Source organism: Mameliella sp. CS4, assembly GCF_019392335.1.
In the GTDB taxonomy this organism is placed as follows: Bacteria; Pseudomonadota; Alphaproteobacteria; order Rhodobacterales; family Rhodobacteraceae; genus Antarctobacter.
Genome location: NZ_JAHXRQ010000006.1, coordinates 71,222 through 93,570 on the forward strand (window position 1 = coordinate 71,222; position 22,349 = coordinate 93,570).

A 22,349-nucleotide genomic window follows, 5' to 3' on the forward strand; every position below is an offset into this window, starting at 1 on the left:
AGACCCGCAAGGCCTCCGCGCATCGCCGGTCGCGCCGCCCTCAGGCCACCTGACGTCCCCGGCTCCACACGCCCCGCAGCAGGGGCACATGTTCGGCCACGCGGAACCGCATCAGATCCGCCCGGCGGCCCACCTCCAGCACGCCCCGGTCGTCCAGACCCACCGCCTCGGCAGGGGATTTCGTCACCGTCGCGATCCCGCGTGCCATGTCGCCCCAAGTCTCGGCCAGCTGGACCGCTGCCAGCAGCAGCGCGGCCGGGACATAGTCGGACGACACGATATCCAGCAACCCCTCGCGCGCCAGGTCCTCTGCCGCGACATTGCCAGAGTGAGAGCCGCCCCGGATCAGATTCGGCGCGCCCATCATCACCGCAATACTGTGGTCATGGCAGGCCCGTGCCGCCTCGATCGTGGTCGGGAACTCGCCCAGCCGGATGCCATAGCCCGCCGAAACCGCCACCTGGTCGGCCGTGGTGTCGTCATGGCTGGCCAGAACCGCGCCAAAGCGCGCCGCCTCCCTGACCGTGACCGCCTCATGCGCCGCGCCGTTGCGGTCGCGCAACTCTTGCAGGTGGGCGACATGCTCGATGAACTCGGCATCCGACATGCCGCGTTTCGATTTCACGTATTGTTCCAGCTTCGAGATGTCCCGGAACTGCCGCTGCCCCGGCGTGTGATCCATGATGCTGACCAGCCCGACCCGGTCGTCGCGCCCGAACTCGCCCAGTTCCTCGGCCAGCGTCTCGGAACAGACCTCGGCCCGCAGGTGCAGGAAATGGCTGATCTTCAACATGTCCGCGGCGCGCAACTCCAGCATCTCGTGCGCCAGCGACCGCGCGTATTTCTTGTAGCGACCCTTGCCCGTGGGGATCGACCCCACGCGCATCGCGTCGAAGACGGTGGTGATGCCGGTCGAGGCCAGCTCGGCGTCATGGGCAACGATGGCCGCCGCATGGGGCCAGTCGACGCCTGGGCGCGGCTCGATATGGCGTTCGAGGTTGTCGGTGTGCAGCTCGATCAGACCCGGCGCCAGGAAATCCCCGCCGCAATCGACCGCTCCGGCGGGCACGCTTGCCCCTTCGCCCATCCCGGTGATGGTGCCGTTTTCCGCATGCAGCCAGCCGCGTGCCACCCGATCCGGCAGCACCAGTGTCGCATTGGCAAATGTCAGACCCTCTGTCACGCCACCGTCACGCGCATCGGGCATAGGCCCGGCAAGAGTGGAGGTCGTCATGCATTTCTCCCGTTACGCTGTCTACGTGACCCTTCCCAAGGGTCCACTGTCCGATTTCGGCGCCGCCTGGCTGGGCTGGAACGCCGCGACGGGCGAACGGCCCGACGCGCCGGTCGTTCACGGCCTGCCCCTGCCCGCCCATGAAATCACCGCCACCCCGCGCAAATACGGGCTGCACGGCACGATCAAGCCGCCCTTCCGACTGGCCGAGGGCATGGATTTCGAGGCACTGCACGATGGGTTCGCCCGCTTTTGCGCGACACAGGCGCCGGTGACGCTGGACGGGCTGGCGCTGACCCGGCTGGGCCGCTTCCTGGCGCTGACGCCCCTGGGCGAGACCGACGCGCTGTCCGCGCTGGCAGCCCGGACGGTCGAAACACTGGACCCGTTCCGCGCCCCGCTGACCGAGGCGGAGCTGGACAAGCGCCGCAAGTCGGGACTGAACGCGCGTCAGGACGCGCTGCTGACGCGCTGGGGCTATCCCTACGTGATGGACCAGTTCCGCTTTCACATCACGCTCAGCGGCAAGCTGGACCGCGACACGGCCGAACAGGTCCGCGACGCCCTTCTGCCCTATGTCGAACCGCGCCTGCCGCGCCCCTTTGCCGTGGACGCGCTGACGCTCTGCGGCGAGGATTCCACCGGCTATTTCCACGAGTTGCACCGCTACGCCCTTTCCGGCTGAAGCCGGGCCAGGATCGTGTCCACGGTCCGTTCCAGCGGGCCGGAATTGTCGATCTCGATCACCGGCAGCCCGGCCGGCAGGGCCTGCCCCTTGCGGGCCAGGCGCGCGGCGATCTCCTCGGCGCTTTCGCGACCGCGCCCGGCAAGCCGTTGTGCCAGCACCTCGGCGGGGGCGGTCAGGGACAGGACGACGAACCGTGGAAACCGGGCCTGCGCCTGTGTCAGCACCGCGCGCGACAGGTTTACCAGAACGTCATTGCCCTGGGCCAGCTGCTGGTCCACCGCCACCGGGATGCCATAGGCCAGCCCGTGCGCCCGCCAGGACAGGGCAAACCCGCCGGCGCTTTCCACCTGCTCGAAGGCCTCCTCGGTCAAGGCAATATGATCTTCTCCGCCCGCCTCCTGCGGGCGGGTGATCCTGCGTTGCAGCAGGACAAACCGGGGATCGCGCGCCGCCAGCGCCGCCATGACGCTGTCTTTGCCAACACCCGACGGCCCGACCACCGCGATGAACCGTCCCGGCATCAGGCCGCCGCCTGCGGGGAAAAGCCGGTCACGTCGACCGCACGATCACAAACCTCGGCCCGCGCCTCGGCGTCGTGAAAAATGCCGACGATGGCCGCACCGCGCGCCTTGGCCTCGCGGATCAGGTCCAGAACCGTGTCGCGGTTCGCCGCGTCCAACGAGGCGGTGGGTTCGTCCAGCAAAAGCGCCGGATAGGCATGGGCAAAGCCGCGCGCGATGTTCACGCGCTGCTGTTCGCCGCCCGAAAAGGTGGTGGGCGACAGCGACCACAGCCGTTCGGGAATGCGCAGGCGGGTCAGCAACGCGCGCGCCCGCTCGGTCGCCGCCGCGCGGTCCACGCCCACCGCCAGCAGCGGCTCTGCCACCACCTCCAGCGTCGGCACCCGGGGCACCACGCGCAGGAACTGGCTGACGTAACCCAGCACCTCGCGCCGCAGGCGGATGATCTCGCGCGGTTCGGCGCGGGCCAGGTCCACACCGCCCACCAGGATTTCTCCGGACGCGGCCAGGTAGTTGCCGTAGATCATGCGCATCAGCGTCGATTTCCCCGCACCCGAGGCTCCGGTCAACGCCACGCATTCACCCGCCTCGACAGCAAGCGAGGCCCCCTCCATCACCCGGATCACCGCTGCCCCCTGGTTGTGCAGGGTAAAGGTCTTGGACAAATCGCGGATGTCGATCATGGCGCTCATAGCCATCCCTTCCACTTGAAAAACAGGTAGGTTCCCAGCGCCGACCCGGCCATAAGCCCGGTGGCGATCAGGTATCCGTGCGGCTGGTTCACCCCCGGCAGCACGGCGAAGTTCATGCCATAGACCGAGGCCACCAGCGTCGGCGGCAGGAACAATACGGCCACCACCGACAGCGTCCGGTTGGCGTCGCTCTGTTCGAGGTTGACCATGCCCAACACCACGTCCGTCAGATGGACCACCCGCCCGGTCAGGAAATCCGTGTGCACCACCAGAGACTGAATATCCCGCGTCTGCGCCTTGACCACCTGTTTCAGCCCCGCCCCCGCCCGTTGTGGCAAGCTGAGCGAAAAGGTCGTCATCGCGCGTTCCAGCGTCAGAAGCGACAGCCGATAGCCCGCCAGTTCCTCGCCGCGGCGGCCCACGGTGCGCAGCATCTCCTCCAGCAGATCCTCGGAATCGTCGCCCTCGAAAAGCTCACGCGAGGCCTTGTCCAGCGCGCGCCCCACGCCTTCCAGAAGGTCGGCAATGCGCGAGACGATCTCTTCGATCAGCCCCATGAACAGGTGCAGCGGGCTGGCGCAGCCTGCCGAGGTCAGGCCGGCATGATCGGGGTAGGTCTCGAAACTGCGGGGCGCGTGATAGCGCACCGTGATCATGCGCGCGGGCGTCAGCAGAAAGGCCACCGGCCCAAAACTGCGCCGCTTTTCGGCATCCACGCCGGGCAGCATCACGGTCAGCACCTCCGTCTCGCCGTCGCGGTAGAGGCGATTGGAAATCTCGATCTCCTCCATGTCCGCCAGCGTCGGCACCTTGACGCCCAGCGCCTCGACCGCGGCCACCTGTTCTGGCTGCGGGCGGTAGAGGTCGATCCACTGGGCCGTGTCCGGCGCCGCTTCGGGGGCCAGCCGGTCCAGGCGATCGCCATTGGTGCGAAAGGCGTAGAGCATCAGACCTGCAACACCGAACTGACCAGAAGCTGTGTATAGGCGTGCTGGGGGTCGTCCAGCACCTGGTCGGTCAGGCCCGCCTCGACCACATGCCCATCCTTCATGACCATCAGCCGGTCCGCCAACAGGCGCACCACGGCAAGGTCATGGGTGACGATGATCGCCGACAGGCCCATTTCGCGTACCAGCCCGCGCAACAGATCCAGCAGGCGGGCCTGCACGCTGACGTCCAGCCCGCCGGTGGGTTCGTCCATGAACACCAGACGCGGCCCGGTCACCAGGTTCCGGGCAATCTGCAAGCGTTGCTGCATCCCCCCGGAAAAGGCCGTGGGCCGGTCGTCGATGCGGCCAGAGTCGATTTCCACCCGGCCCAGCCAGTCCTCGGCGCTGTCGCGGATTTCTCCGTAGTGGCGCGCGCCCACGGCCATCAGGCGTTCGCCGACGTTCCCGCCCGCGCTGACGTTCATGCGCAGCCCGTCGCGGGCGTGCTGGTGAACAAAGGCCCAGTCGGTGCGGCCCAGCATCCGCCGTTCCGGTTCGGACATGGTGATCGTGTCCTTCATCCCCTCGGCACGGGTATCGAACATGACACGGCCCGCGTCCGGGACCAGGTGCCCGGCCAAGCAGTTCAGAAGTGTCGACTTGCCCGACCCGCTTTCGCCGACGATCCCCATGACCTCACCCGGCCAGAGATCGAAGGAGACATCGGCACAGCCGATGCGCGCACCATAGCGTTTGGTGAGGCCCTCCACCTTCAGCAGGTGGCCCGTTTCAGCATGTGACATGGTCAGTCTCCTCCGGACAGCATGGCAGGTGCAGGCCGCATCCGGCCCATCGCGATACTGTCCTGCAACCGACCATCCGTCAGCGTATCGCCCCTCAGCACGCCCTCATGCTCAAAGCCCGCGCTTTCATACAGGCGCAAGGCAGAGTCGTTTCCCGCCGCAACCTCGATGTAGATACGGCGCAGACCAAGCCAGTTGTCCGCAAGATCCAGGGCGGCGGCCAGCAGAGCACGGCCGACGCCGTTGCCGGCGGCGTCATCACGGACACCCAGGTACATGTCGGACATATGCGCCTGGCGGCCTCGGCGGGGCATCAGGCAGATCATGCCGACGGCGCCGCCGTGCAGGTCCGCCACGATGCTGTGGCTGCTGGTCGAGAAGAGCTGTTGCTCGATGAGCTCGGGCGTGGTGAAGGGCAGCCGCAAGGTGCCCGCACGCCATCCGGGCATGTTGGCCCCCTCGGTGAGCGGTGCGACATCTTCGGGCCGTGGTGTGCGCAGGATCAGGCTCATCACGCCTCCTCGCGGGAGCGCACCCGGCCCACGCCCGTCGTCTTTGTCTGCCGCGAGCGGCAGTAATCCGTGTCAGAACAAATGAACATCCGTCCTCCTTCATCGTCGACGATCACCTCGTCGAGGTAGCTGTCCTCGGCACCGCATAGATCACATGGCGCGTCGGCCTTGGAGGCCTCGAAGGGAAAATCACGGAAGTCCAGGCTGACAACCTGCGTATAGGGCGGCAGCGCGTAGATCCGCTGTTCGCGCCCGGCACCGAACAGCTGGATCGCGGCCATGTCCGACATCTTGGGATTGTCGAACTTCGGGATCGGCGACGGGTCCATGACATAGCGCCCCTCGACCTTGACCGGGTAGGCATAGGCCGTCGCGATCTGCCCGTGCCGCGCAATGTCCTCATACAGCTTGACGTGCATCAGGCCGTAATCTTCCAACGCGTGCATCTTGCGGGTCTCGATCTCAGAGGGTTCGAGAAAGCGCAGCGGTTCCGGGATCGGAACCTGGTAGACAAGGATCTGATCCTCGGTCAGCGGTTCCTCGGGGATGCGGTGGCGGGTCTGGATGACGCTGGCATTGGCGGTTTCCTCGGTGGTGGCAACACCTGCCGTCCGCTCAAAGAACTTGCGGATGGAGACCGCGTTGGTGGTGTCGTCCGCCCCCTGGTCGATGACCTTGAGCCGGTCCTCGGGCGTCAGCGTCGCGGCCGAGACCTGCACACCCCCGGTGCCCCAGCCATAGGGCATTGGCATCTCGCGGCTGGCAAAGGGCACTTGGTAGCCCGGGATCGCCAGCCCCTTGAGGATGGCGCGGCGGATCATCCGCTTGGTCTGTTCATCAAGGTAGGCGAAATTGTAGTCGCTCATGATTTCGGCCCCGAAATTTCCTGCAAATTGCACTCGGATTGCCCAGTTCGGTCACGGGATTGCCCAAGTCCTGGCGCAACCATTGGGCGACACACCGACAAAGGAGAGGACACATGTCGGATCAACTGACCATCATCCTGATCACGCTGGCCGGCGTGCTGACGATTGGCATCCGTTACGCGCTTTCGGTCTGGCTGCCGGAAAATTCCAAGCTCAACACGCTCTTCAGCGAAAAACGCCTGACCGTGTCCAACAGCAAGGAAGCCTGGTGGCTGAAGGACATTCCCGCCGCACGGGTGGACTGACCCCGTCATTCCGCCGCCTCCTGCTGCGCGCTTTCCGCATCGCGGCGCAGGCGTCGGACCAGTTCCAGCTCGGACTGGAAATCGACGTAATGCGGCAGCTTGATATGTTCGAGAAAGCCCGTCGCCTGGATATTGTCCGAGTGATAGAGGACAAATTCCTCGTCCTGCGCGGGCGCGCCCATGTCATCCTCGCCCAGTTCGCGCCAGCGCAGGGCCCGGTCGACCAGTGCCATTGAAATCGCCTTGCGTTCGGTCTGGCCGAAAACCAGACCGTACCCACGGGTAAACTGAGCCGGCTCGGACTTTGACCCGGTGAACTGGTTGACCGTCTCGCATTCGGTCACCTCGATCTCGCCGATCTCGATGGCAAAGCCCAGCTCTGGGATATCCATCTCGACCGCCACGGTGCCGATGCGCAGCTCGCCGACGAAGGCGTGGTTGCGGGCGTAGCCGCGCTGCGTGGAATAGGCCATGCCAAGGACAAAGCCCTCATCCCCTCGGGTCAGCGCCTGCAGCCTGAGGGCGCGGCTGCCGGGCAGCTCCATCGGCTCGCGCGTCAGGTCCGGCGGGGTCTCGTCCGACGCGTCCTCGGTCTGGATCAGCCCCTCGCGGTTCAGGAAACCGGTGATATGTGGCGTGGGTTCCTGGCGCGGCGTGGCCCGGGGGGCTTCGGGCACGTCGCCATCGGCGGCCAGTTTGAAATCCAGCAGGCGGTGCGTGTAGTCGAAGGTCGGCCCCAGCACCTGCCCGCCTGGCGCGTCCTTGAACGTGGCCGAGATACGGCGGATGCAGGCCATGTCTCCGGTGTCGATCGCCCGCGTCGCGCCAAAGCGCGGCAGAGTCGTGCGATAGGCCCGGATCAGGAATACCGCCTCGATCAGGTCGCCGCGCGCCTGCTTGATCGCCAGCGCGGCCAGGTCGGGGTCATAAAGAGAGCCTTCGGCCATGACGCGGTTGACCGCCAGTTTCATCTGTTCGCGGATCTGCTCGACAGTCAATTCCGGGATAGCGGTATCGCCCCGGCGTTCCTCGGCCAGCCAGCTGTGCGCGTTCTCGATGGCGCGCTCGCCCCCCTTGACGGCAACATACATCGTTCAGCCCTCTACTTGCGTGCTGCGCGGCAGGGCTGCGAGACGGTTTGCGGCGCAGAAATAGGCATCCCATCCCAGCGGGAAGCGTGAAGCATTGGCCCGGAACGCCGCGACGTCCGGCAGGGACAGACGGGCCGTGTCGCGAATGCCGGGGCCGGTCAGGATCGCACCCTCTGCCCTCACCTCTGCTCGTTCGACGATCAGGGTCGCGGATCGGTCAGGATATTGCGCCGTGCCGATACGGAACCGATCAAGCGGGTGAAGCGCCTCCCAGGTGCCCAGTGCAAAATCGCAGTCTTCGGCACTGACAAACGGCGCCCCAGTGTGAAAGGTGATCCAGCCGCGAACCTCGGCGCAGTCATGCCCGCCCGCAAGATGCACGCCCGTTTCCGGGTCACACAGCGTCAGGATCAGAACCCCGGTCGCCGTTGACAGCGGCGCAGGTGGCTCAGCCCCCGTGACCTCGTGGATCGTTCCGGGACGGGCCATCGCCTGCATGGCCGCGCGAAAGGCGCGGGCCGCATCAATCGGCGCATCGCCGAAACCGCCCTTGAGCACCGCAGCATCCATCAATCTTCTCCCCTGACCAGCGTGAAGAACTCCACCTTGGTGGCCGCCGCCCGGGCCGCGCGCGCCTCGGCCCGTTCGGTCATGTCCGCGCGCAGCGGGTCCAACACCTCGGCCCGGACCCGGTCCGCCGCATCGGTCTGCATGAGCGCATCGACCAGCGCGGCGCGTTCCGCATGTGCCTTGTCACGGCCCTGCACATAGGCATGCCCCACGGCCCCGCCGTCCAGTTGCAGCGAACAACGTGTCACCGTCATCTCTCCCATGTTGAAGGGAGCCCCCGTGCCGCCCATGCGCCCGCGCACCATCGCGGCGCCGATCTCGGGCGCGCGCAGCCAGGTGAAATCGGGCGTCTCCCGGGTATCCCAGAGCGCGGCCAGCGCCTTGGGCGGCGCATTGGCCAGCAGGCTCATCCAGTCTTTGCGGGCGGTCATCTCTGTCATCTAGACACCTTGCGGAGTTGTCGAAGTATTTATACAACTAGACAAATATCTACCCTCAGCCCGCGAGTCGGGCAAGAGTGACAGCGTGAAAGTTTCGTGACATGCCCCGCCCCGCGCTCTGGACCGCCATTTCCGACAGCCTGACCGGCGACATCGCCGCGGGGCGCTACGGCCCGGGGGACAAACTGCCGACAGAGGCGGACCTGTCCGCCCGGTTCGGGGTCAACCGCCACACGGTGCGCCGCGCGTTGCAGGCAATGGCAGACAACGGGCTGGTCCATGCGCGGCGCGGTGCCGGGGTCTTTGTGGCCGCGCGCCCGACCGACTACCTGATTGGCCAGCGCGTGCGCTTTCACCGGAACCTGCGTGCCGCCGGGCGTGTCCCGGGCCGTGACCTGCTGATGTCCGAGACCCGATCCGCCGATACGGAAGAGGCGCGCGCCCTGCGCATTGATCCCGGCGACCCGGTGCTGGCCTACGAGACCATCGCAACGGCAGATGGGGAACCGATCGCCCTGGGCGAAGGCGTCTTTCCGGCCGCGCGGCTGCCCGGAATGCCGGAGGCGCTGCAGGCGCACAACTCTGTCACCGCGGCCCTGGCGGCCTGTGGCGTGGCCGACTACACCCGCGCCTCGACCCGGGTCACCGCCCACCTCGCCACCCCGACGCAGGCCCGGCGCCTGCGCCTGCCCGACGGTGCCCCCCTGCTACGAACCACCGGCGTGAACGTCGACCTCTCTGGCCAGCCGATCGAATACGGCATTACCTGGTTCGCCGGCGACAGGGTGACGTTGACACTGGAACAATGACGGCGATCCCCTTTGTTTCATGGAAAAAACAGCCATTTGTCACCCCGTTGATACATTGGACGCCTAGAACTTTCGGACAGTTCGAGTCCAGAGCGGTTCCATGCCCATTGCCCCTTCTTCCCTGCGCCTGACCGGCGCCACTGTCCTGCGCGACGGCGTGATGCAGTCTCGGTCCGTCGCCATCGAGGACGGGCGCATCTCCAAGGGCCCCCTGCCAGAGGTCGACCTGAGCGGCTTCTACATCCTGCCCGGGATCATCGACCTGCACGGCGACGCCTTTGAACGCCACCTGGCGCCCCGCCCTTCCGCCCCCTTTCCGATCCGCACCGCGCTGCGTGCCACGGATCGTGACGCGGCGGCCAACGGCATCACCACCGCCTGGATGGCCCACTGCTGGAGCTGGGAAGGCGGCGCGCGCGGCCCCGACCATGCCGAGACCTTTCTGCGCGCGCTGGATGACTATGCCAGTGAGGCCCTGACCGACCTGCGGGTGCAGATCCGCTGCGAGACCCATACCGTCGACACCGCGGACCGGTTGCTGGCCGCCATTCGTCGCCACCGCATCGGCTATGTCGTCTTCAACAACCACCTCGACGAGTCGATCCGGCTGGCCGAGATCGACCCGGCGCGGCTGGCGCTCTGGGCGCGGCAGGCCGGGCGGTCAATCGAGGATCACCTTGCCGTTGTCCATGCCGCCCGTGGACAGAAACGGGACGTGCCGCGCTATCTCTGCCGCCTGGCCGAGGCTTTTGACACTTTGGGCGTCAGCTATGGCAGCCACGACGACGACGACGGCGAAACGCGCGAGTATTTCTCGCAGATCGGGGCAAAGATCTGCGAGTTTCCGACCCGACGGGCCGCTGCCGCGCTGGCCCGGGCCGTGGGCGATCCGATCCTGATGGGCGCGCCCAACGTGGTGCGCGGCGGATCGCAAACCGGCAATATCGCGGCGCAGGACCTGGTGCAGGAACGGCTCTGCGATGCGCTGGTGTCCGACTATTATTATCCCGCGCTGATGCAGGCGGCCTTTCACCTGGTCGACGAAGAGGTGATGGACCTGCCGCAGGCCTGGGCAATGATCTCGACCCGGCCGGCAGAGATCCTGCGCCTGCCCGACCGGGGGGTGATCGACTATGGACGCCGCGCCGACCTGGCGGTGGTCAATGCAGAGACGCGCGCGGTCGAGGCGACAATTTGCGAAGGCCGGATCGCACACCTTGCCGGGGAGGCCGCGCACCGTTTCCTGAGCGCGGACAGCAGCCAAATCCGGCTGGCCGCGGAATGATCCTGCGTTAACCAGGGACGCAGAATCCGGCCCTTGGCGCGGAAACTCTGAGTTGCCCGACCGGCCCCTGCATTTTCGACAAATTTTCTGATAGTTTCATACCAGCGTCATTGCATGGCGCTAGTACAGCGCATGTGAGTGAGACCAAGACCCGGACCGGTTTCGTTTGAGTGTTCCGGGGCACATAATGTGTGGGTTACGAGGAATTTCGAGTACCAATCGGGCGGCCAGAAGGCCGCCCATTTTGTACTGAGCCACCCCTTGTCCCGCTCGGACTCAGCCGCCGTATTTCTCCAGGAACTCGGGCACATCCATCTGCCGAAAATCCAGCAACGCGGCACGCAGGGCGGCGTGATCCCAGTCCCACCACCCCAAAGCCTCGACCCGCGCGGCCAGGTCGCGGGGCAGTCGGTCACGCACGGGTTGGGCCGGGACTCCGGCCACGATCGTATAAGAGGGCACATCGCGCGTGACGATGGCACCAGAGGCGATCACCGCACCATTGCCCACCCGCACCCCGGGTTTGACCTGCGCGTTGTGGCCGATCCAGGTGTCGTGCCCGATCATGGCCTTGCGGCTGGCACGCCGGGCGAACCAGTCGGCATCATCCTCTGCATCCTCCCAGTAGGCGGCGGAGCGATACATGAAATGATGCAGGCTGGCCCGGTCCAGCGGATGATCCGTGGCCCCGATGCGCACGAAACTGGCGATATTGGCGAATTTCCCGATCTCGGCGTTGGCGATGTCGCAGAAGCGGTCGCAATAGCTGTAGGCGCCAAAGCGGCTGTTGGCGATGCGGCTGCCCTGCCCGACCTCGGTGAAGGGGCCAAAGTCGCTGTCCGTGACCGCGCAGTCCGGATGGAAAACCGCCCCCTCGGCGGCAAGCCCAGTCATGGATCAATGCCCGCCGCCCTTGATCAGGCGACGGCGCAGGAGGCCGGAAACCCAATCCATGAAGATCACCATCAGCACGATCAGCACGATGTAATAGCTGACCTCTTCCCAGTCCTTCTGGGTGATGATCGCCTGCGTCAGCAACAGCCCGATCCCGCCCCCGGTGATCGCGCCGATGATCGTGGCCGAGCGGGTGTTGGATTCGAGGAAATACAGCACCTGACTCAGCAGCACCGGGGTGATCTGGGGGATCACGCCAAAGCGGTAGCGCTGCAACGGCTTCGCCCCGGTCGAGGACACGCCTTCGATCTGTTTCTGGTCGACGTTTTCCAGCGCCTCGGAGAACAGCTTGCCCAGGGACCCGGTATCCGTCAGCAGGATCGCCAAGGCACCAGTCAGCGGGCCGGGCCCAAAGGCACGGCTGAGCAGGATGGTGAAGATCAGCGCATCGACCCCGCGGACAAAGTCGAACACCCGGCGCACCAGCTGCCGCACCACGACGACCGGGGTAAAGTTCCGGGCCGCCAAAAAGGCCAGCGGCAAGGCGACCAGCGCCGCGCCCATCGTGCCCAGGAAGGCCATCAGGATCGTCTCGCCAATTGCCCAGGCCACCTTGCCGTGATGCCACAGCGGATTGGCCCAGAAATCCTGCCAGGCCCCTGCGATGTTGGAGCGGTCGGCGTCGATCTGCGGGCCAAAGAGCAGCGTCCAGACCGGCTGGCCGTGATAGGGGCTGTCAAGCGTGAACCAGAACAGCTCCCAGCCAAAGAAGTAGCGGAAGACCTCTGTCTTGGCCCGGGTCATGGTCAGCCGCCCGGGCTCTGTCCGGATGTCCAGCCGCGTCCGGGAATAACTGATCCACTCGGGCAGCTCGTCCTCGGGAATGTCGATGGTCACGGCGGGGCCCAGTTTCGCGGTGATGTCACCGAACTCCGGGTGATGATAAACCGCCGTCCGGTCCGGCAGGAACAGGACGCTGTGCCCCCGGGGCAGGTCGATTGTCACGGTCTCGCCGTCGATGGCAACCCAGTCGGGGCTCTGCCCCTCGGGCCATGTGGCGGGCCGCTCACCCTCCTTGGCGATGGTCACGTCGCCGGTGCGGTTGTTGAGGGTGACATGGGTCTTGTAGCTGTAGGTATCGCGGATCAGCGTCATTGCGTTGTCGAGCCGCGCCCGCCCGGCCAGGCCCATCACGTCGAAGGCGACGAAGATATAGGCCAGGTACAGCAGGATCACCGCGGGCACCGCGAGCGCGACGAGGCGCTTGCGGCGGAACAGGGCCTGTGCCGCGTCCTGGCGATCTGTCATCGAAAGGCTGGCGTCGGTCATTGTTTCGCCCCTTCGCTTAGACGGTTGCGCAGGCTGGACGACAGTTGGTCGACCGCAACGATGGTGCCGAAGAGCAGCAGAAAAATCGCCGCCGCCTCGTCAAAGCGGCCCGGCCCCCAGGCCATCGAGTTGCGCAGCTCGTAGCCGATACCGCCCGCGCCGACGAAGCCCAGGATGGCCGAGGCGCGGATGTTGATCTCGAACCGCAGAAGGCCATAGCTGAGATAGTTGGGCGCCACCTGCGGCATGACCCCCAGCAGCATCTTCTGACTCCACGTGGCGCCGACAGAGGTCAGCCCGTCCACGGGTTTCAGATCGGCGTTCTCGTTCACCTCTGAATACAGCTTGCCCAGGGCGCCGGCGGTGTGCAGCGCGATGGCGATCATGGCCGGGATCGGGCCCCCGCCCAGCATGTAGATCAGCACCAGCGCCACCACGATTTCCGGTAGCGCGCGGGTCACGTCCATGATCCGGCGGAACAGCGGGATCAGCACAGGCCAGCGCGCCATGCCCCGCGTGGACAAGAGCGACAGAACCAGCCCCAGCGCCGCGCCCAGCAGGGTCGCCACCGCCGCGATGTTCAATGTCTCGATCAGGTCGGGCAGGTATTTCCACAGCAGGCCCGCCATGTCGGCGCGCTTTTCCCAGGCCTCACCCACCACGTCGGCGGGAAAATCGAATATCCGGTGGATCCCGTCGAAAAAGCCCCCGGCGTTGCGGTCATTGGCGACACGAAAGCCGGAGACCAGCAGGACGACGAAGACCAGTATGGCAATCCCGCTGTACAGCCGTTTCTGGCGCACCATCGCCATATAGCTGTCCTGCGTCGCGGCAAGAGGTGCGCCGCCCTGCGTCATGTCTGTCATCTGCCCTGCCTTCATGTGTGAACCCCGCCCTGGAACGGGGCGGGGTCCGGTGCCTTTGTCGGATCAGAGGGCGATCAGCCGTCGATCTTCTTCTTGCGGACCTCGATGATGGTCTCATAGGCCTCGTGGGTGATCGGGAAGAAACCGGCGGTTTCACCGAAGGCCACGTTGTAGGCGCATTCCTGGTCTTTCTCGTAAAGACCCAGAACCAGGGCGGTGACCTTCTCCTTGACGTCGGCGGGCAGGGCCTCGCGGATGGTCACGGGGCCTTCGGGGATCGGCTTGGACTGCCAGATCTGGACCAGTTCGTTCATGTCGACCAGGCCGTTGTCCACGGCGCGGCGCAGCGCGCCCGAGTTGTAGCCGTCTTCCCAGTTGCCCAGGCCGTCGGCCCAGGTCACGCCGGCGTCGATGTCGCCGTTGTAGACCGCGACGATGGTCTGCTCGTGGCCACCGGTGAACTTGACCTCGCCGAAAAAGTCACCCGATTCCATCGTGACGCCGTACTGGGCGGGGATTTCCACGGAGGGGATCAGGTAACCCGAGGTCGAGTTCGGGTCGCCGAAGCCAAAGACCTTGCCTGCGAGGTCCTCGACCTTGGTGATGCCGCTGTCCTTGCGGGCAAAACCGATCGAGTGATAGCTGTACGACCCGTCCAGGTTGGTCTTGACGGCGATGGGTTCACCGGCCGACGGGTCCTGCAGGTGCAGGGCCGCGTAGGACGAGGCGCCGAACCACGCCAGGTCCAGGGTGCCGCCCAGGAAGCCCTGGATCACGCCGTTGTAGTCCGCCGGAGTGAACAGCTTGACCTCGACGTTCAGCTCTTCGGCGATGTAGTCGGCGAAGCACTGGTAGTTGTTCAGACGGCTCTGGACGTTGTCGCCGCCCAGGATGCCGATGCGGAACTCGGTGATATCCTCTGCCATTGCCGGTGCGGCCAGGGCGGTGGTTGCTGCAAGAGCTGCAAGGAGCTTTTTCATCGTCTTCCTCTCTCGTTGAATGGCCCCTGCCAACCATTGACCGGGGGGGTGAAACCCTGTGAGCGTTCAGGCGGTGACGGCGTGGCGTCCGTCCGCGAGAGCGTTGATGTCGGTCGAGGTTGCGGCCTCCGAAAACTCGGCCCCGGCGCCGTAGATGTCGCGGGCCACACCCGTGGTCAGCTGGTCCGGCGTGCCGTCAAAGACGACGCGGCCCATGCGCATGCCGATCACCCGGTCGCAGTAGCGCCGCGCGGTATCCAGCGTGTGCAGGTTGGCGATGACCATGCGGCTGTCTTCCTCATGGATGCGGCGCAGGGCATCCATGACGATCTGGGCATTCATCGGGTCCAGCGAGGCGATGGGCTCATCCGCCAGGATGATCTGCGGGTCCTGCATCAGGGCGCGGGCGATGGCCACGCGCTGTTGCTGGCCGCCGGACAGCGCCTCGGCCCGCTTCGGCGCGTGATCGGCGATGCCCAGCCGGTCGAGGATCTCGATCGCCTTGTGGATGTCCTCTGTCGGGTAGAGATTGAACAGCGTCGCGATGGTCGACCGCCGGTTCAGCGTCCCGTGCAGCACGTTCGACACCACGTCCATGCGCGGCACCAGGTTGAACTGCTGAAAGATCATCGCGCATTCGGACTGCCACTTGCGCCGGGCACTGCCGGTCAGCCGCGTGACGTCGCGCCCCTGAAAGGCGATGGTGCCCTCACTCGCATCGGCCAGGCGGTTGATCATCCGCAACAGCGTCGACTTGCCGGCGCCAGAGGCCCCGATGACACCGATCATCGCGGATTTTCCGATGGAAAAACTGACGTTGTCCACGGCAGCATTGGCGCCAAAGCGCTTGGTCAACTGTTCGATGCGTAGCACGCAGCACCCCCTCGTGTCTGAGGGGGCGTGCTAAGGCGATGCCTTGTCCGTTCCGTGACGAAACCGCAAAACTTTTGTAACGCAGCCCGGATGACGCAGCGGCACCATCGCGCTGCCCCCGGTTAAGCCAACATTGACCAGCCATGCATCTTTCTACAGGCGGCTATGCACGCAAACCTCTGGTGCTGCAGTGCAGCAAATCCTAGGTTGATTGCCAAGGGAGGAACCCGATAACTGCAACGAAGGGTCCTGATATGGCACATGTGCAATCCACCGCTGCCCACGGCGGCAACTTCTTCTCCGGCTTTTTCGAAGGCATCTTCAACTTCCTGGTCCGCATCTCCGAGGCCAACAGCCGCGTGAAAGAAATCGAACGTCTGAACAGCATGTCGGACGCACAGCTGAAAAAGCTGGGCATGGAACGCACCGACATCGTGCGTCACGTCTTCCGCGACAGCTTTTACGTCTGATCGCACAGACCGCTGGCGGTCACCCGCCAGGTTTCTGATGACCGCCGCGCCCAGCCCCGGGCGCGGCGTCATTGTTTGAGACGATCAGTTCCCGGCCCGGCGCATCATCATCTCGTGCACCGCCGCCATGCCGCGGTCGGCCATGTCCGAGACCTCTGCCGCATGCACCTGCAGCGCCTCGACGATCTCCGGCGCATCCGAGGTCTGGACCACGACAACGCCCTTTTCCGTGACTTCGATCGCTGTTTCGATCTCGTCCCTGCGCGCAAAGAAGACGTCCAGGGTCGGGCTCTGGATGAAGACCTGCGGATCGCGCCCCTCTTCGACCCGGGCAATCATCCCGGCGACGTGGCTGACCAGCACTTGCATCACCTCCGGATCCTCCGAAAAGGTCACCGTCCGGATCCCGTCGGGCAAGTTGTCCACCCTGCGCTCGATCTTGTCGAAGTTGCGGAACATCACCGCCAGTTCGGCGCTTTCCTCCGGCGTGGCGTCCAACCCGCGCAGGCCCGGCATGTTGACCTCATCATGTCCGGCATCGCCCGCACCGTGATGCAGTCCCAAGCCATGCCCCGCCATCTGCGCCGCGCCTTGCAGCGGCCATGCGAGCACCAGCAGCAGCGCCGCCATCCATCCAGTCCGTGTCATCCTCCGCCTCCTCCATAATCGGCCCCAGGGGCCGGCCCGTGCCCATTCCAGACCATTTTCCGCGCCCCGCCAAGCCCGGACAGATCCGCAACGCAGAAAAGGCCGCCCATATGGGCGGCCTTTCGCGGTCTTGCATGACGGCGGACCCGGGGCCCGCGCGAACTCAGTTCTGAGCGTAATACTCGATGACCAGGTTCGGTTCCATCATCACCGCGTAGGGCACGTCGCCCAGCTGCGGGGTGCGGACGAAGGTGGCGGTCAACTTCGAGTGGTCGGCCTCGATGTAATCGGGCACGTCACGCTCGGGCAGCTGGGTCGCTTCCAGAATCGCGGCCATCTGCTTGGATTTCTCGCGCACCTCGATCACGTCGCCTTCCTGGACGCGGTACGAGGGGATGTTCACGCGCTTGCCGTTCACCAGGACGTGGCCGTGGTTGACGAACTGGCGGGCAGCGAAAACGGTCGGCACGAATTTGGCGCGATAGACGACGGCGTCCAGGCGACGCTCCAGCAGGCCGATGAGGTTTTCACCGGTGTCGCCCTTCAGACGCTCGGCTTCGGAGTAGATGCGGCGGAACTGCTTTTCGGTCAGGTCGCCGTAGTAGCCTTTGAGCTTCTGCTTGGCGCGCAGCTGCAGGCCGAAGTCGGACATTTTCTGCTTGCGGCGCTGACCGTGCTGGCCGGGGCCGTATTCGCGGCGGTTGACCGGCGACTTGGGGCGGCCCCAGATGTTTTCGCCCATGCGGCGGTCGATTTTGTACTTGGCAGTCGTGCGTTTGGTCACGGCTGATCTCCTTCGTTCAGGTTTCGAAGGGCGTTGTCCTCTCCCCGGATTTTGCCGGAGTGACAGGGTTCCCCTTGCGGGGTCCACCAACACCAATGAACGCGCGCTTATATAGGCTGCGGGGGATGAGTCAAGCGCCCCTCGCAGCGGGTCCGAACAATTTGAACCAAAGGGGAACATTAACAGTTGCTTTACACCTAGGGCGTCAAATTGGGCAAGACCACGGCACGGAGGCGGAAGTGGCGAAACCGGCAGCAGACGAATTCGAGGCGCGCAATGCGCTGGAACATGCGGTAAGGACCCGCGACACATCCGTGATGGACATGGTCCGGCGGTCGATCCAGCACCGTCAGGTCATGCTGGCCTTCCAGCCCGTGATGCAGGCCCAGACCCAGGGCCGCGTTGCATTCTACGAAGGGTTGATTCGCGTTCTTGACGAAACCGGGCGTGTCATACCGGCGACCGACTTCATCAACACCGTAGAGGATACGGAATACGGGCGCATGCTTGACTGTATCGCGCTGGAAAAGGGGCTGGCCGAACTGGGCCGCGTGCCGGGCCTGCGGCTTTCCATCAACATGTCCGCGCGCTCGATCGGCTACAAGAAATGGATGCGCGCGCTGAATCGTGGTCTCGACCAGGATCCGACAATCGCCGAACGGCTGATCCTGGAAATCACCGAAAGCTCCGCCATGCTGGTGCCGGAACTGGTTGTCAGCTTCATGGATGACCTGCAACGCCGCGGCATATCCTTTGCCATCGACGATTTCGGCGCTGGCTACACCGCCCTGCGCCACTTCAAGGACTTCAGCTTTGACGTGCTCAAGATCGACGGCCAGTTCTGCCAGGGAATCGCCGGCGACCCGGACAACCAGGTGCTGGTCGGCGCGATGGTGAAGATCGCCGAACAGTTCGACATGTTCACCGTCGCCGAGATGGTCGAATCGCGCGAAGACGCCGAATGTCTGGCCGCGCTGGGAATCGACTGCCTTCAGGGGTTCCTCTTTGCCGCGCCCAGCGTGCGCCCGCCTTGGCGCCGTGAGGACACCGCGCAGCGCGTCGGGTGACGTCGCGGCACCGCGCTCACTGACGTAACGGCACATAAGGCATGGACATTCGGCATATCCGCAATGCATCTTCGGGCTGAGACACCCTGTCCGGTTCTTCTGGTCCGCCACTTCGGCTATCTCCCTAGCCGACAAGCGAGGAAGAGAAGGACCCGCAACCGGTGGGGCCGCGTCTTGACCTGATGCACCCGCTTGCCTGGAGGACTACATATGACCAACGTCGTTATCGCAAGCGCTGCCCGGACGGCCGTCGGCAGCTTTGGCGGTTCCTTTGCAAACACCCCGGCACATGACCTGGGCGCAGCCGTTCTGGAAGCGCTGGTCGAGCGCGCCGGCATCTCCAAGGATGAGGTTTCCGAAACCATCCTCGGCCAGGTGCTGACCGCGGCTCAGGGGCAGAACCCCGCCCGCCAGGCACATATCAATGCCGGCCTGCCCAAGGAGTCGGCAGCCTGGGGCATCAACCAGGTCTGCGGCTCGGGCCTGCGTGCCGTGGCGCTTGGCGCACAGCACATCATGCTGGGCGACGCCTCGATCGTTTGCGCCGGCGGCCAGGAAAACATGACTCTCTCGCCCCATGCCGCGCACCTCCGCGCCGGGCACAAGATGGGCGACATGAAATACATCGACACGATGATCCGCGACGGCCTGTGGGATGCTTTCAACGGCTACCACATGGGTCAGACCGCCGAGAACGTGGCCGACCAGTGGCAGATCACCCGCGACATGCAGGATGAATTCGCCGTCGCCTCGCAGAACAAGGCCGAGGCCGCACAGAAAGCCGGCAAGTTCGACGACGAGGTCGTTGCCTTCACCGTCAAGACCCGCAAGGGCGACATCGTTGTCGACAAGGATGAATACATCCGCCACGGCGCAACGATGGAAGCCATGCAGAAACTGCGTCCGGCCTTCGCCAAGGACGGGTCCGTCACCGCGGCCAACGCAAGCGGCCTGAACGACGGCGCCGCCGGCACCCTGCTGATGTCCGCTGACGAGGCCGAAAAGCGCGGGATCGAGCCGCTGGCGCGCATCGCCTCCTACGCCACCGCCGGGCTTGACCCGTCGATCATGGGCGTGGGCCCCATCCAGGCCTCGCGCAAGGCACTGGAAAAGGCCGGCTGGAAGGTCGAGGACCTGGACCTGGTCGAAGCCAACGAGGCTTTCGCCGCCCAGGCCTGCGCCGTCAACAAGGACATGGGCTGGGATCCGGCCATCGTGAACGTGAACGGCGGCGCCATCGCCATCGGTCACCCGATCGGCGCGTCGGGCGCGCGCGTCCTGAACACCCTGCTGTTCGAGATGAAGCGCCGCGACGCCAAGAAAGGCCTCGCCACGCTCTGCATCGGCGGTGGCATGGGCGTCGCGCTCTGTGTGGAGCGTCCGTAACCCAGCGGCACATGACATACCGGGGGCGCCATTGGCGCCCCCTTTTTTGTGGAGAGGGTCCGGGCACATCCCGGACCGCGAAACAGGCTGAGACAAACAGCCCGAAAAGATGAGCAACATTGTTGCTCATTGAAAAATCACAGGGTAACAAAGTTACCAGACATGGACAGAGAACTGGAGGAACCCCAATGGCACGTGTAGCACTCGTCACCGGCGGCAGCCGCGGCATCGGCGAAGCCATTTCCAAGGCCCTTAAGGCCGAAGGCTACGAGGTCGCAGCGACCTATGCCGGCAACGACGAGAAGGCCGCCGCCTTCACCGAAGCCACCGGCATCAAGACCTACAAGTGGAACGTGGCCGACTACGAGGCCTCGATAGCCGGCCTGGCGCAGGTCGAGGCCGACCTTGGCCCGATCGACGTCGTCGTGGCCAATGCCGGCATCACCCGCGATGCGGCCTTTCACAAGATGACCCCTGAGATGTGGAACGAGGTGATCGACACCAACCTCACCGGCGTCTTCAACACCGTGCACCCGATCTGGCCGGGCATGCGCGACCGCGGCTTTGGCCGGATCATCGTGATCTCCTCGATCAACGGTCAGAAAGGTCAGATGGGCCAGGTCAACTACGCCGCCACCAAGGCGGGTGACCTCGGCATCATCAAGTCGCTGGCCCAGGAAGGCGCGCGCAAGGGCATCACCGCAAATGCGATCTGCCCGGGCTACATCGCGACCGAAATGGTCATGGCCGTGCCGGAGAAGGTCCGCGAAAGCATTATTTCCCAGATCCCCGCCGGTCGCCTGGGCGAGCCCGAGGAAATCGCGCGCTGCGTGACCTTCCTGGCCTCCGACGATGCCGGCTTCATCAACGGGTCGACCATCTCGGCCAACGGCGCGCAGTTCTTCGTCTGAGCGCAACGCCAAGGGACGGCGGGTGGGGCGAGGTTCCGTCCGAAGGACGGGACAAGCGTCACCCCCGGACCAGACACCGAAAAACGCCCGCCAGCGGGCGTTTTTTTCATTCGGTTCCGTTTTTCGCTGCTAGCATCGACCATCGATTGCGAAAGTGACACCGATGACCTCACCCTGGGCCGCGCTTGCGGTTTTGTTCACCGCGCGGCTGGCAATGGCCTTTCAGTATCAGGTCGTCGCATCGCTGGGTCCGCTGTTCATGGACCGTCACGGAACCAATCTTGCCGACCTGGGCATCCTGATTTCCCTCTATCTCCTGCCCGGCCTGGTTTTCGCCTTGCCTGGCGGCGGCATCGCACAGCGCTTTGGCGACAGACGCGTTGTCGCAAGCGGGCTGGTCGTGATGGTTCTGGGCGGATTGATCATGTGGCAGGGGCAAAGCTGGTCGCTTCAGATTCTCGGGCGCCTCCTCGCCGGGACGGGCGGCGTCCTGCTGAACGTCATCATGACCAAGATGGTGGCGGACTGGTTTGCGGGCCGCAATCTGGCCACCGCCATGGGAATTTTCGTCAACTCCTGGCCCGCCGGAATCGCTCTGGCCCTGCTGCTGCTGCCGCTGATCGCCCAAGCCGGCGGGCTGAACGCGGCACTTGCCACCTCGATGGTGCTCTGCATTGCCGGCCTCGCCTTGATGACCCTTGCCTATCGCGACCCGCCCGCCAGCCCCGGTGGCACCATGCCAAGCGGCAGTTGGCCCCGGAACAGCGCCTTGACCGGCATCCTGATCGCAGGCTGTGTCTGGGGTCTCTACAATGGCGCGCTGGCGATGGTCTTTGCCTTCGGACCCGCCTTGCTGGTTGAACGGGGCGCCGCACTGACACAGGCCAGCGGGATAAGCTCCCTCGTGCTTTGGCTGGCCGTGGTCTCTGTTCCCGCCGGCGGCCTCATCGGGGACCGGATCGGCCGCCCCAACGCCGTCCTCCTGGCCGGACTGGCCGGTTTCGCAGTCACCTTCGCTCTCGCCCTTTTGGCGCCGTCGCTGCCCGTCTTCATCCTCATGGGGCTGATCTGCGGTCTGCCGGCCGGCCCGATCATGGCGCTCCCCGGCCGCGTCCTGCGGCCCGAGACCCGCGCATTGGGCATGGGGATCTTCTTTACGCTTTATTATTTCTGGATGGCGGTCCTGCCGGCGCTGTCCGGTGCGCTTTCGGAACAGGTCGGAAGTGCGGCGGTGGCGTTTCAGCTTGGCATTCTTCTGCTGGCCCTCGCGGCTCTGGGCACGCTGGGCCTCACCCGGCACAGGGCACAAGCTGCGTGAATTGGACCAAATGGAAACGCCCTCGGAGCCATGCGGTTCGGGGGCGTTTCTCTTCGCCCGGCTCAGACCGGCGGAAAC

The 22,349-nt window shown here is 65.2% G+C and carries 26 protein-coding genes; 9 read left to right on the forward strand and 17 right to left on the reverse strand.

Going from position 1 to position 22,349, the window contains the following annotated elements:
* Positions 1 to 40 precede the first annotated feature (40 nt).
* Entirely contained in the window at positions 41 to 1,183 is a 1,143-nt protein-coding gene (locus KZZ07_RS09680; protein WP_219514001.1) for an alpha-D-ribose 1-methylphosphonate 5-triphosphate diphosphatase, read from the reverse strand.
* Between the two features lie 49 nt (positions 1,184 to 1,232).
* Here KZZ07_RS09680 and KZZ07_RS09685 point away from each other — a divergent pair, with 49 nt between their 5' ends.
* Positions 1,233 to 1,919 (forward strand): DUF1045 domain-containing protein, encoded by a 687-nt coding sequence (locus KZZ07_RS09685; RefSeq protein ID WP_219513811.1) that lies wholly within the window; start codon positions 1,233 to 1,235, stop codon positions 1,917 to 1,919.
* Here the strand turns inward: KZZ07_RS09685 and phnN are convergent.
* The 6 genes from phnN to KZZ07_RS09715 are packed head-to-tail and all read right to left on the reverse strand — an operon-like array spanning position 1,901 to position 6,245.
* Positions 1,901 to 2,443, reverse strand: a complete 543-nt coding sequence (gene phnN, locus KZZ07_RS09690; protein ID WP_219513813.1) for a phosphonate metabolism protein/1,5-bisphosphokinase (PRPP-forming) PhnN — start codon at positions 2,441 to 2,443, stop codon at positions 1,901 to 1,903. The genes KZZ07_RS09685 and phnN overlap by 19 nt on opposite strands.
* Positions 2,443 to 3,126 carry a phosphonate C-P lyase system protein PhnL gene (gene phnL, locus KZZ07_RS09695; RefSeq protein WP_219514003.1) on the reverse strand — a complete coding sequence of 228 codons (684 nt, stop codon included), beginning with the start codon at positions 3,124 to 3,126 and terminating at the stop codon, positions 2,443 to 2,445. Before phnL ends, phnN begins: the two co-directional genes overlap by 1 nt.
* Before the next feature lie 5 nt (positions 3,127 to 3,131).
* Complete coding sequence (locus KZZ07_RS09700) at positions 3,132 to 4,082, reverse strand: magnesium transporter CorA family protein (RefSeq protein WP_219513815.1); 951 nt, start codon at positions 4,080 to 4,082, stop codon at positions 3,132 to 3,134.
* Positions 4,082 to 4,867: a phosphonate C-P lyase system protein PhnK gene (gene phnK, locus KZZ07_RS09705; RefSeq protein WP_219513817.1), complete on the reverse strand. Its 786-nt coding sequence runs from the start codon at positions 4,865 to 4,867 to the stop codon at positions 4,082 to 4,084. Before phnK ends, KZZ07_RS09700 begins: the two co-directional genes overlap by 1 nt.
* A 2-nt stretch (positions 4,868 to 4,869) precedes the next feature.
* Positions 4,870 to 5,379, reverse strand: a complete 510-nt coding sequence (locus KZZ07_RS09710) for a GNAT family N-acetyltransferase (RefSeq protein ID WP_219513819.1) — start codon at positions 5,377 to 5,379, stop codon at positions 4,870 to 4,872.
* The gene (locus tag KZZ07_RS09715; RefSeq protein WP_219513821.1) at positions 5,379 to 6,245 is read right to left on the reverse strand and encodes an alpha-D-ribose 1-methylphosphonate 5-phosphate C-P-lyase PhnJ; all 867 of its coding nucleotides are present in this window, start codon (positions 6,243 to 6,245) and stop codon (positions 5,379 to 5,381) included. The genes KZZ07_RS09710 and KZZ07_RS09715 overlap by 1 nt, the downstream gene beginning before the upstream one ends.
* 113 nt (positions 6,246 to 6,358) lie before the next feature.
* Here KZZ07_RS09715 and KZZ07_RS09720 point away from each other — a divergent pair, with 113 nt between their 5' ends.
* Positions 6,359 to 6,550 carry a hypothetical protein gene (locus tag KZZ07_RS09720; protein WP_219513822.1) on the forward strand — a complete coding sequence of 64 codons (192 nt, stop codon included), beginning with the start codon at positions 6,359 to 6,361 and terminating at the stop codon, positions 6,548 to 6,550.
* A 5-nt stretch (positions 6,551 to 6,555) separates the two neighbouring features.
* Here KZZ07_RS09720 and KZZ07_RS09725 read toward each other — a convergent pair whose 3' ends face one another.
* Genes KZZ07_RS09725 through phnG form a run of 3 tightly spaced genes read right to left on the reverse strand, consistent with a single transcriptional unit; the run spans position 6,556 to position 8,651 of the window.
* The gene (locus KZZ07_RS09725; RefSeq protein WP_219513823.1) at positions 6,556 to 7,641 is read right to left on the reverse strand and encodes a carbon-phosphorus lyase complex subunit; all 1,086 of its coding nucleotides are present in this window, start codon (positions 7,639 to 7,641) and stop codon (positions 6,556 to 6,558) included.
* A gap of 3 nt (positions 7,642 to 7,644) precedes the next feature.
* On the reverse strand, positions 7,645 to 8,211 hold the full coding sequence (gene phnH, locus KZZ07_RS09730; protein WP_219513824.1) for a phosphonate C-P lyase system protein PhnH: 567 nt from the start codon (positions 8,209 to 8,211) through the stop codon (positions 7,645 to 7,647).
* A complete protein-coding gene (gene phnG / locus KZZ07_RS09735) occupies positions 8,211 to 8,651 on the reverse strand; it encodes a phosphonate C-P lyase system protein PhnG (RefSeq protein WP_219513825.1) in 441 nt (146 codons plus the stop codon). The genes phnH and phnG overlap by 1 nt, the downstream gene beginning before the upstream one ends.
* A 101-nt stretch (positions 8,652 to 8,752) precedes the next feature.
* On the opposite strand from phnG, the gene phnF reads away from it, so the two are divergent.
* Both phnF and KZZ07_RS09745 read left to right on the forward strand, forming a co-directional pair.
* Positions 8,753 to 9,460, forward strand: coding sequence for a phosphonate metabolism transcriptional regulator PhnF (gene phnF / locus KZZ07_RS09740; protein WP_219513826.1), 708 nt, complete (start codon positions 8,753 to 8,755; stop codon positions 9,458 to 9,460).
* A 100-nt stretch (positions 9,461 to 9,560) separates the two neighbouring features.
* A complete protein-coding gene (locus tag KZZ07_RS09745; RefSeq protein WP_219513827.1) occupies positions 9,561 to 10,745 on the forward strand; it encodes an alpha-D-ribose 1-methylphosphonate 5-triphosphate diphosphatase in 1,185 nt (394 codons plus the stop codon).
* A 276-nt stretch (positions 10,746 to 11,021) separates the two neighbouring features.
* Here KZZ07_RS09745 and KZZ07_RS09750 read toward each other — a convergent pair whose 3' ends face one another.
* From KZZ07_RS09750 to phnC, 5 genes are all read right to left on the reverse strand, one after another.
* Positions 11,022 to 11,639 carry a DapH/DapD/GlmU-related protein gene (locus KZZ07_RS09750; RefSeq protein ID WP_219513829.1) on the reverse strand — a complete coding sequence of 206 codons (618 nt, stop codon included), beginning with the start codon at positions 11,637 to 11,639 and terminating at the stop codon, positions 11,022 to 11,024.
* A gap of 3 nt (positions 11,640 to 11,642) precedes the next feature.
* On the reverse strand, positions 11,643 to 12,968 hold the full coding sequence (gene phnE, locus KZZ07_RS09755; protein WP_219513831.1) for a phosphonate ABC transporter, permease protein PhnE: 1,326 nt from the start codon (positions 12,966 to 12,968) through the stop codon (positions 11,643 to 11,645).
* A complete protein-coding gene (phnE, locus tag KZZ07_RS09760) occupies positions 12,965 to 13,834 on the reverse strand; it encodes a phosphonate ABC transporter, permease protein PhnE (RefSeq protein WP_219513833.1) in 870 nt (289 codons plus the stop codon). The genes phnE (KZZ07_RS09755) and phnE (KZZ07_RS09760) overlap by 4 nt, the downstream gene beginning before the upstream one ends.
* Before the next feature lie 74 nt (positions 13,835 to 13,908).
* Positions 13,909 to 14,814 (reverse strand): phosphonate ABC transporter substrate-binding protein, encoded by a 906-nt coding sequence (gene phnD, locus KZZ07_RS09765; protein WP_219513835.1) that lies wholly within the window; start codon positions 14,812 to 14,814, stop codon positions 13,909 to 13,911.
* A gap of 66 nt (positions 14,815 to 14,880) precedes the next feature.
* A complete protein-coding gene (gene phnC / locus KZZ07_RS09770; RefSeq protein ID WP_219513837.1) occupies positions 14,881 to 15,687 on the reverse strand; it encodes a phosphonate ABC transporter ATP-binding protein in 807 nt (268 codons plus the stop codon).
* Positions 15,688 to 15,941: 254 nt separating this feature from the next.
* Between phnC and KZZ07_RS09775 the strand changes: the two genes are divergently transcribed.
* Entirely contained in the window at positions 15,942 to 16,157 is a 216-nt protein-coding gene (locus KZZ07_RS09775; protein WP_219513839.1) for a DUF1127 domain-containing protein, read from the forward strand.
* 84 nt (positions 16,158 to 16,241) lie between these two features.
* Here KZZ07_RS09775 and KZZ07_RS09780 read toward each other — a convergent pair whose 3' ends face one another.
* On the reverse strand, positions 16,242 to 16,805 hold the full coding sequence (locus tag KZZ07_RS09780) for a hypothetical protein (protein ID WP_255564264.1): 564 nt from the start codon (positions 16,803 to 16,805) through the stop codon (positions 16,242 to 16,244).
* Between the two features lie 163 nt (positions 16,806 to 16,968).
* The gene (gene rpsD, locus KZZ07_RS09785) at positions 16,969 to 17,589 is read right to left on the reverse strand and encodes a 30S ribosomal protein S4 (RefSeq protein ID WP_219513841.1); all 621 of its coding nucleotides are present in this window, start codon (positions 17,587 to 17,589) and stop codon (positions 16,969 to 16,971) included.
* Positions 17,590 to 17,906: 317 nt separating this feature from the next.
* On the opposite strand from rpsD, the gene KZZ07_RS09790 reads away from it, so the two are divergent.
* From KZZ07_RS09790 to KZZ07_RS09805, 4 genes are all read left to right on the forward strand, one after another.
* Complete coding sequence (locus KZZ07_RS09790; RefSeq protein WP_255564279.1) at positions 17,907 to 18,656, forward strand: EAL domain-containing protein; 750 nt, start codon at positions 17,907 to 17,909, stop codon at positions 18,654 to 18,656.
* A 210-nt stretch (positions 18,657 to 18,866) separates the two neighbouring features.
* Positions 18,867 to 20,042 carry an acetyl-CoA C-acetyltransferase gene (locus tag KZZ07_RS09795; protein ID WP_219513842.1) on the forward strand — a complete coding sequence of 392 codons (1,176 nt, stop codon included), beginning with the start codon at positions 18,867 to 18,869 and terminating at the stop codon, positions 20,040 to 20,042.
* Positions 20,043 to 20,230: 188 nt separating this feature from the next.
* The gene (gene phbB, locus KZZ07_RS09800) at positions 20,231 to 20,953 is read left to right on the forward strand and encodes an acetoacetyl-CoA reductase (RefSeq protein ID WP_219513843.1); all 723 of its coding nucleotides are present in this window, start codon (positions 20,231 to 20,233) and stop codon (positions 20,951 to 20,953) included.
* A 163-nt stretch (positions 20,954 to 21,116) separates the two neighbouring features.
* Positions 21,117 to 22,271 (forward strand): MFS transporter, encoded by a 1,155-nt coding sequence (locus KZZ07_RS09805; RefSeq protein ID WP_219513844.1) that lies wholly within the window; start codon positions 21,117 to 21,119, stop codon positions 22,269 to 22,271.
* Positions 22,272 to 22,349: the final 78 nt, after the last annotated feature.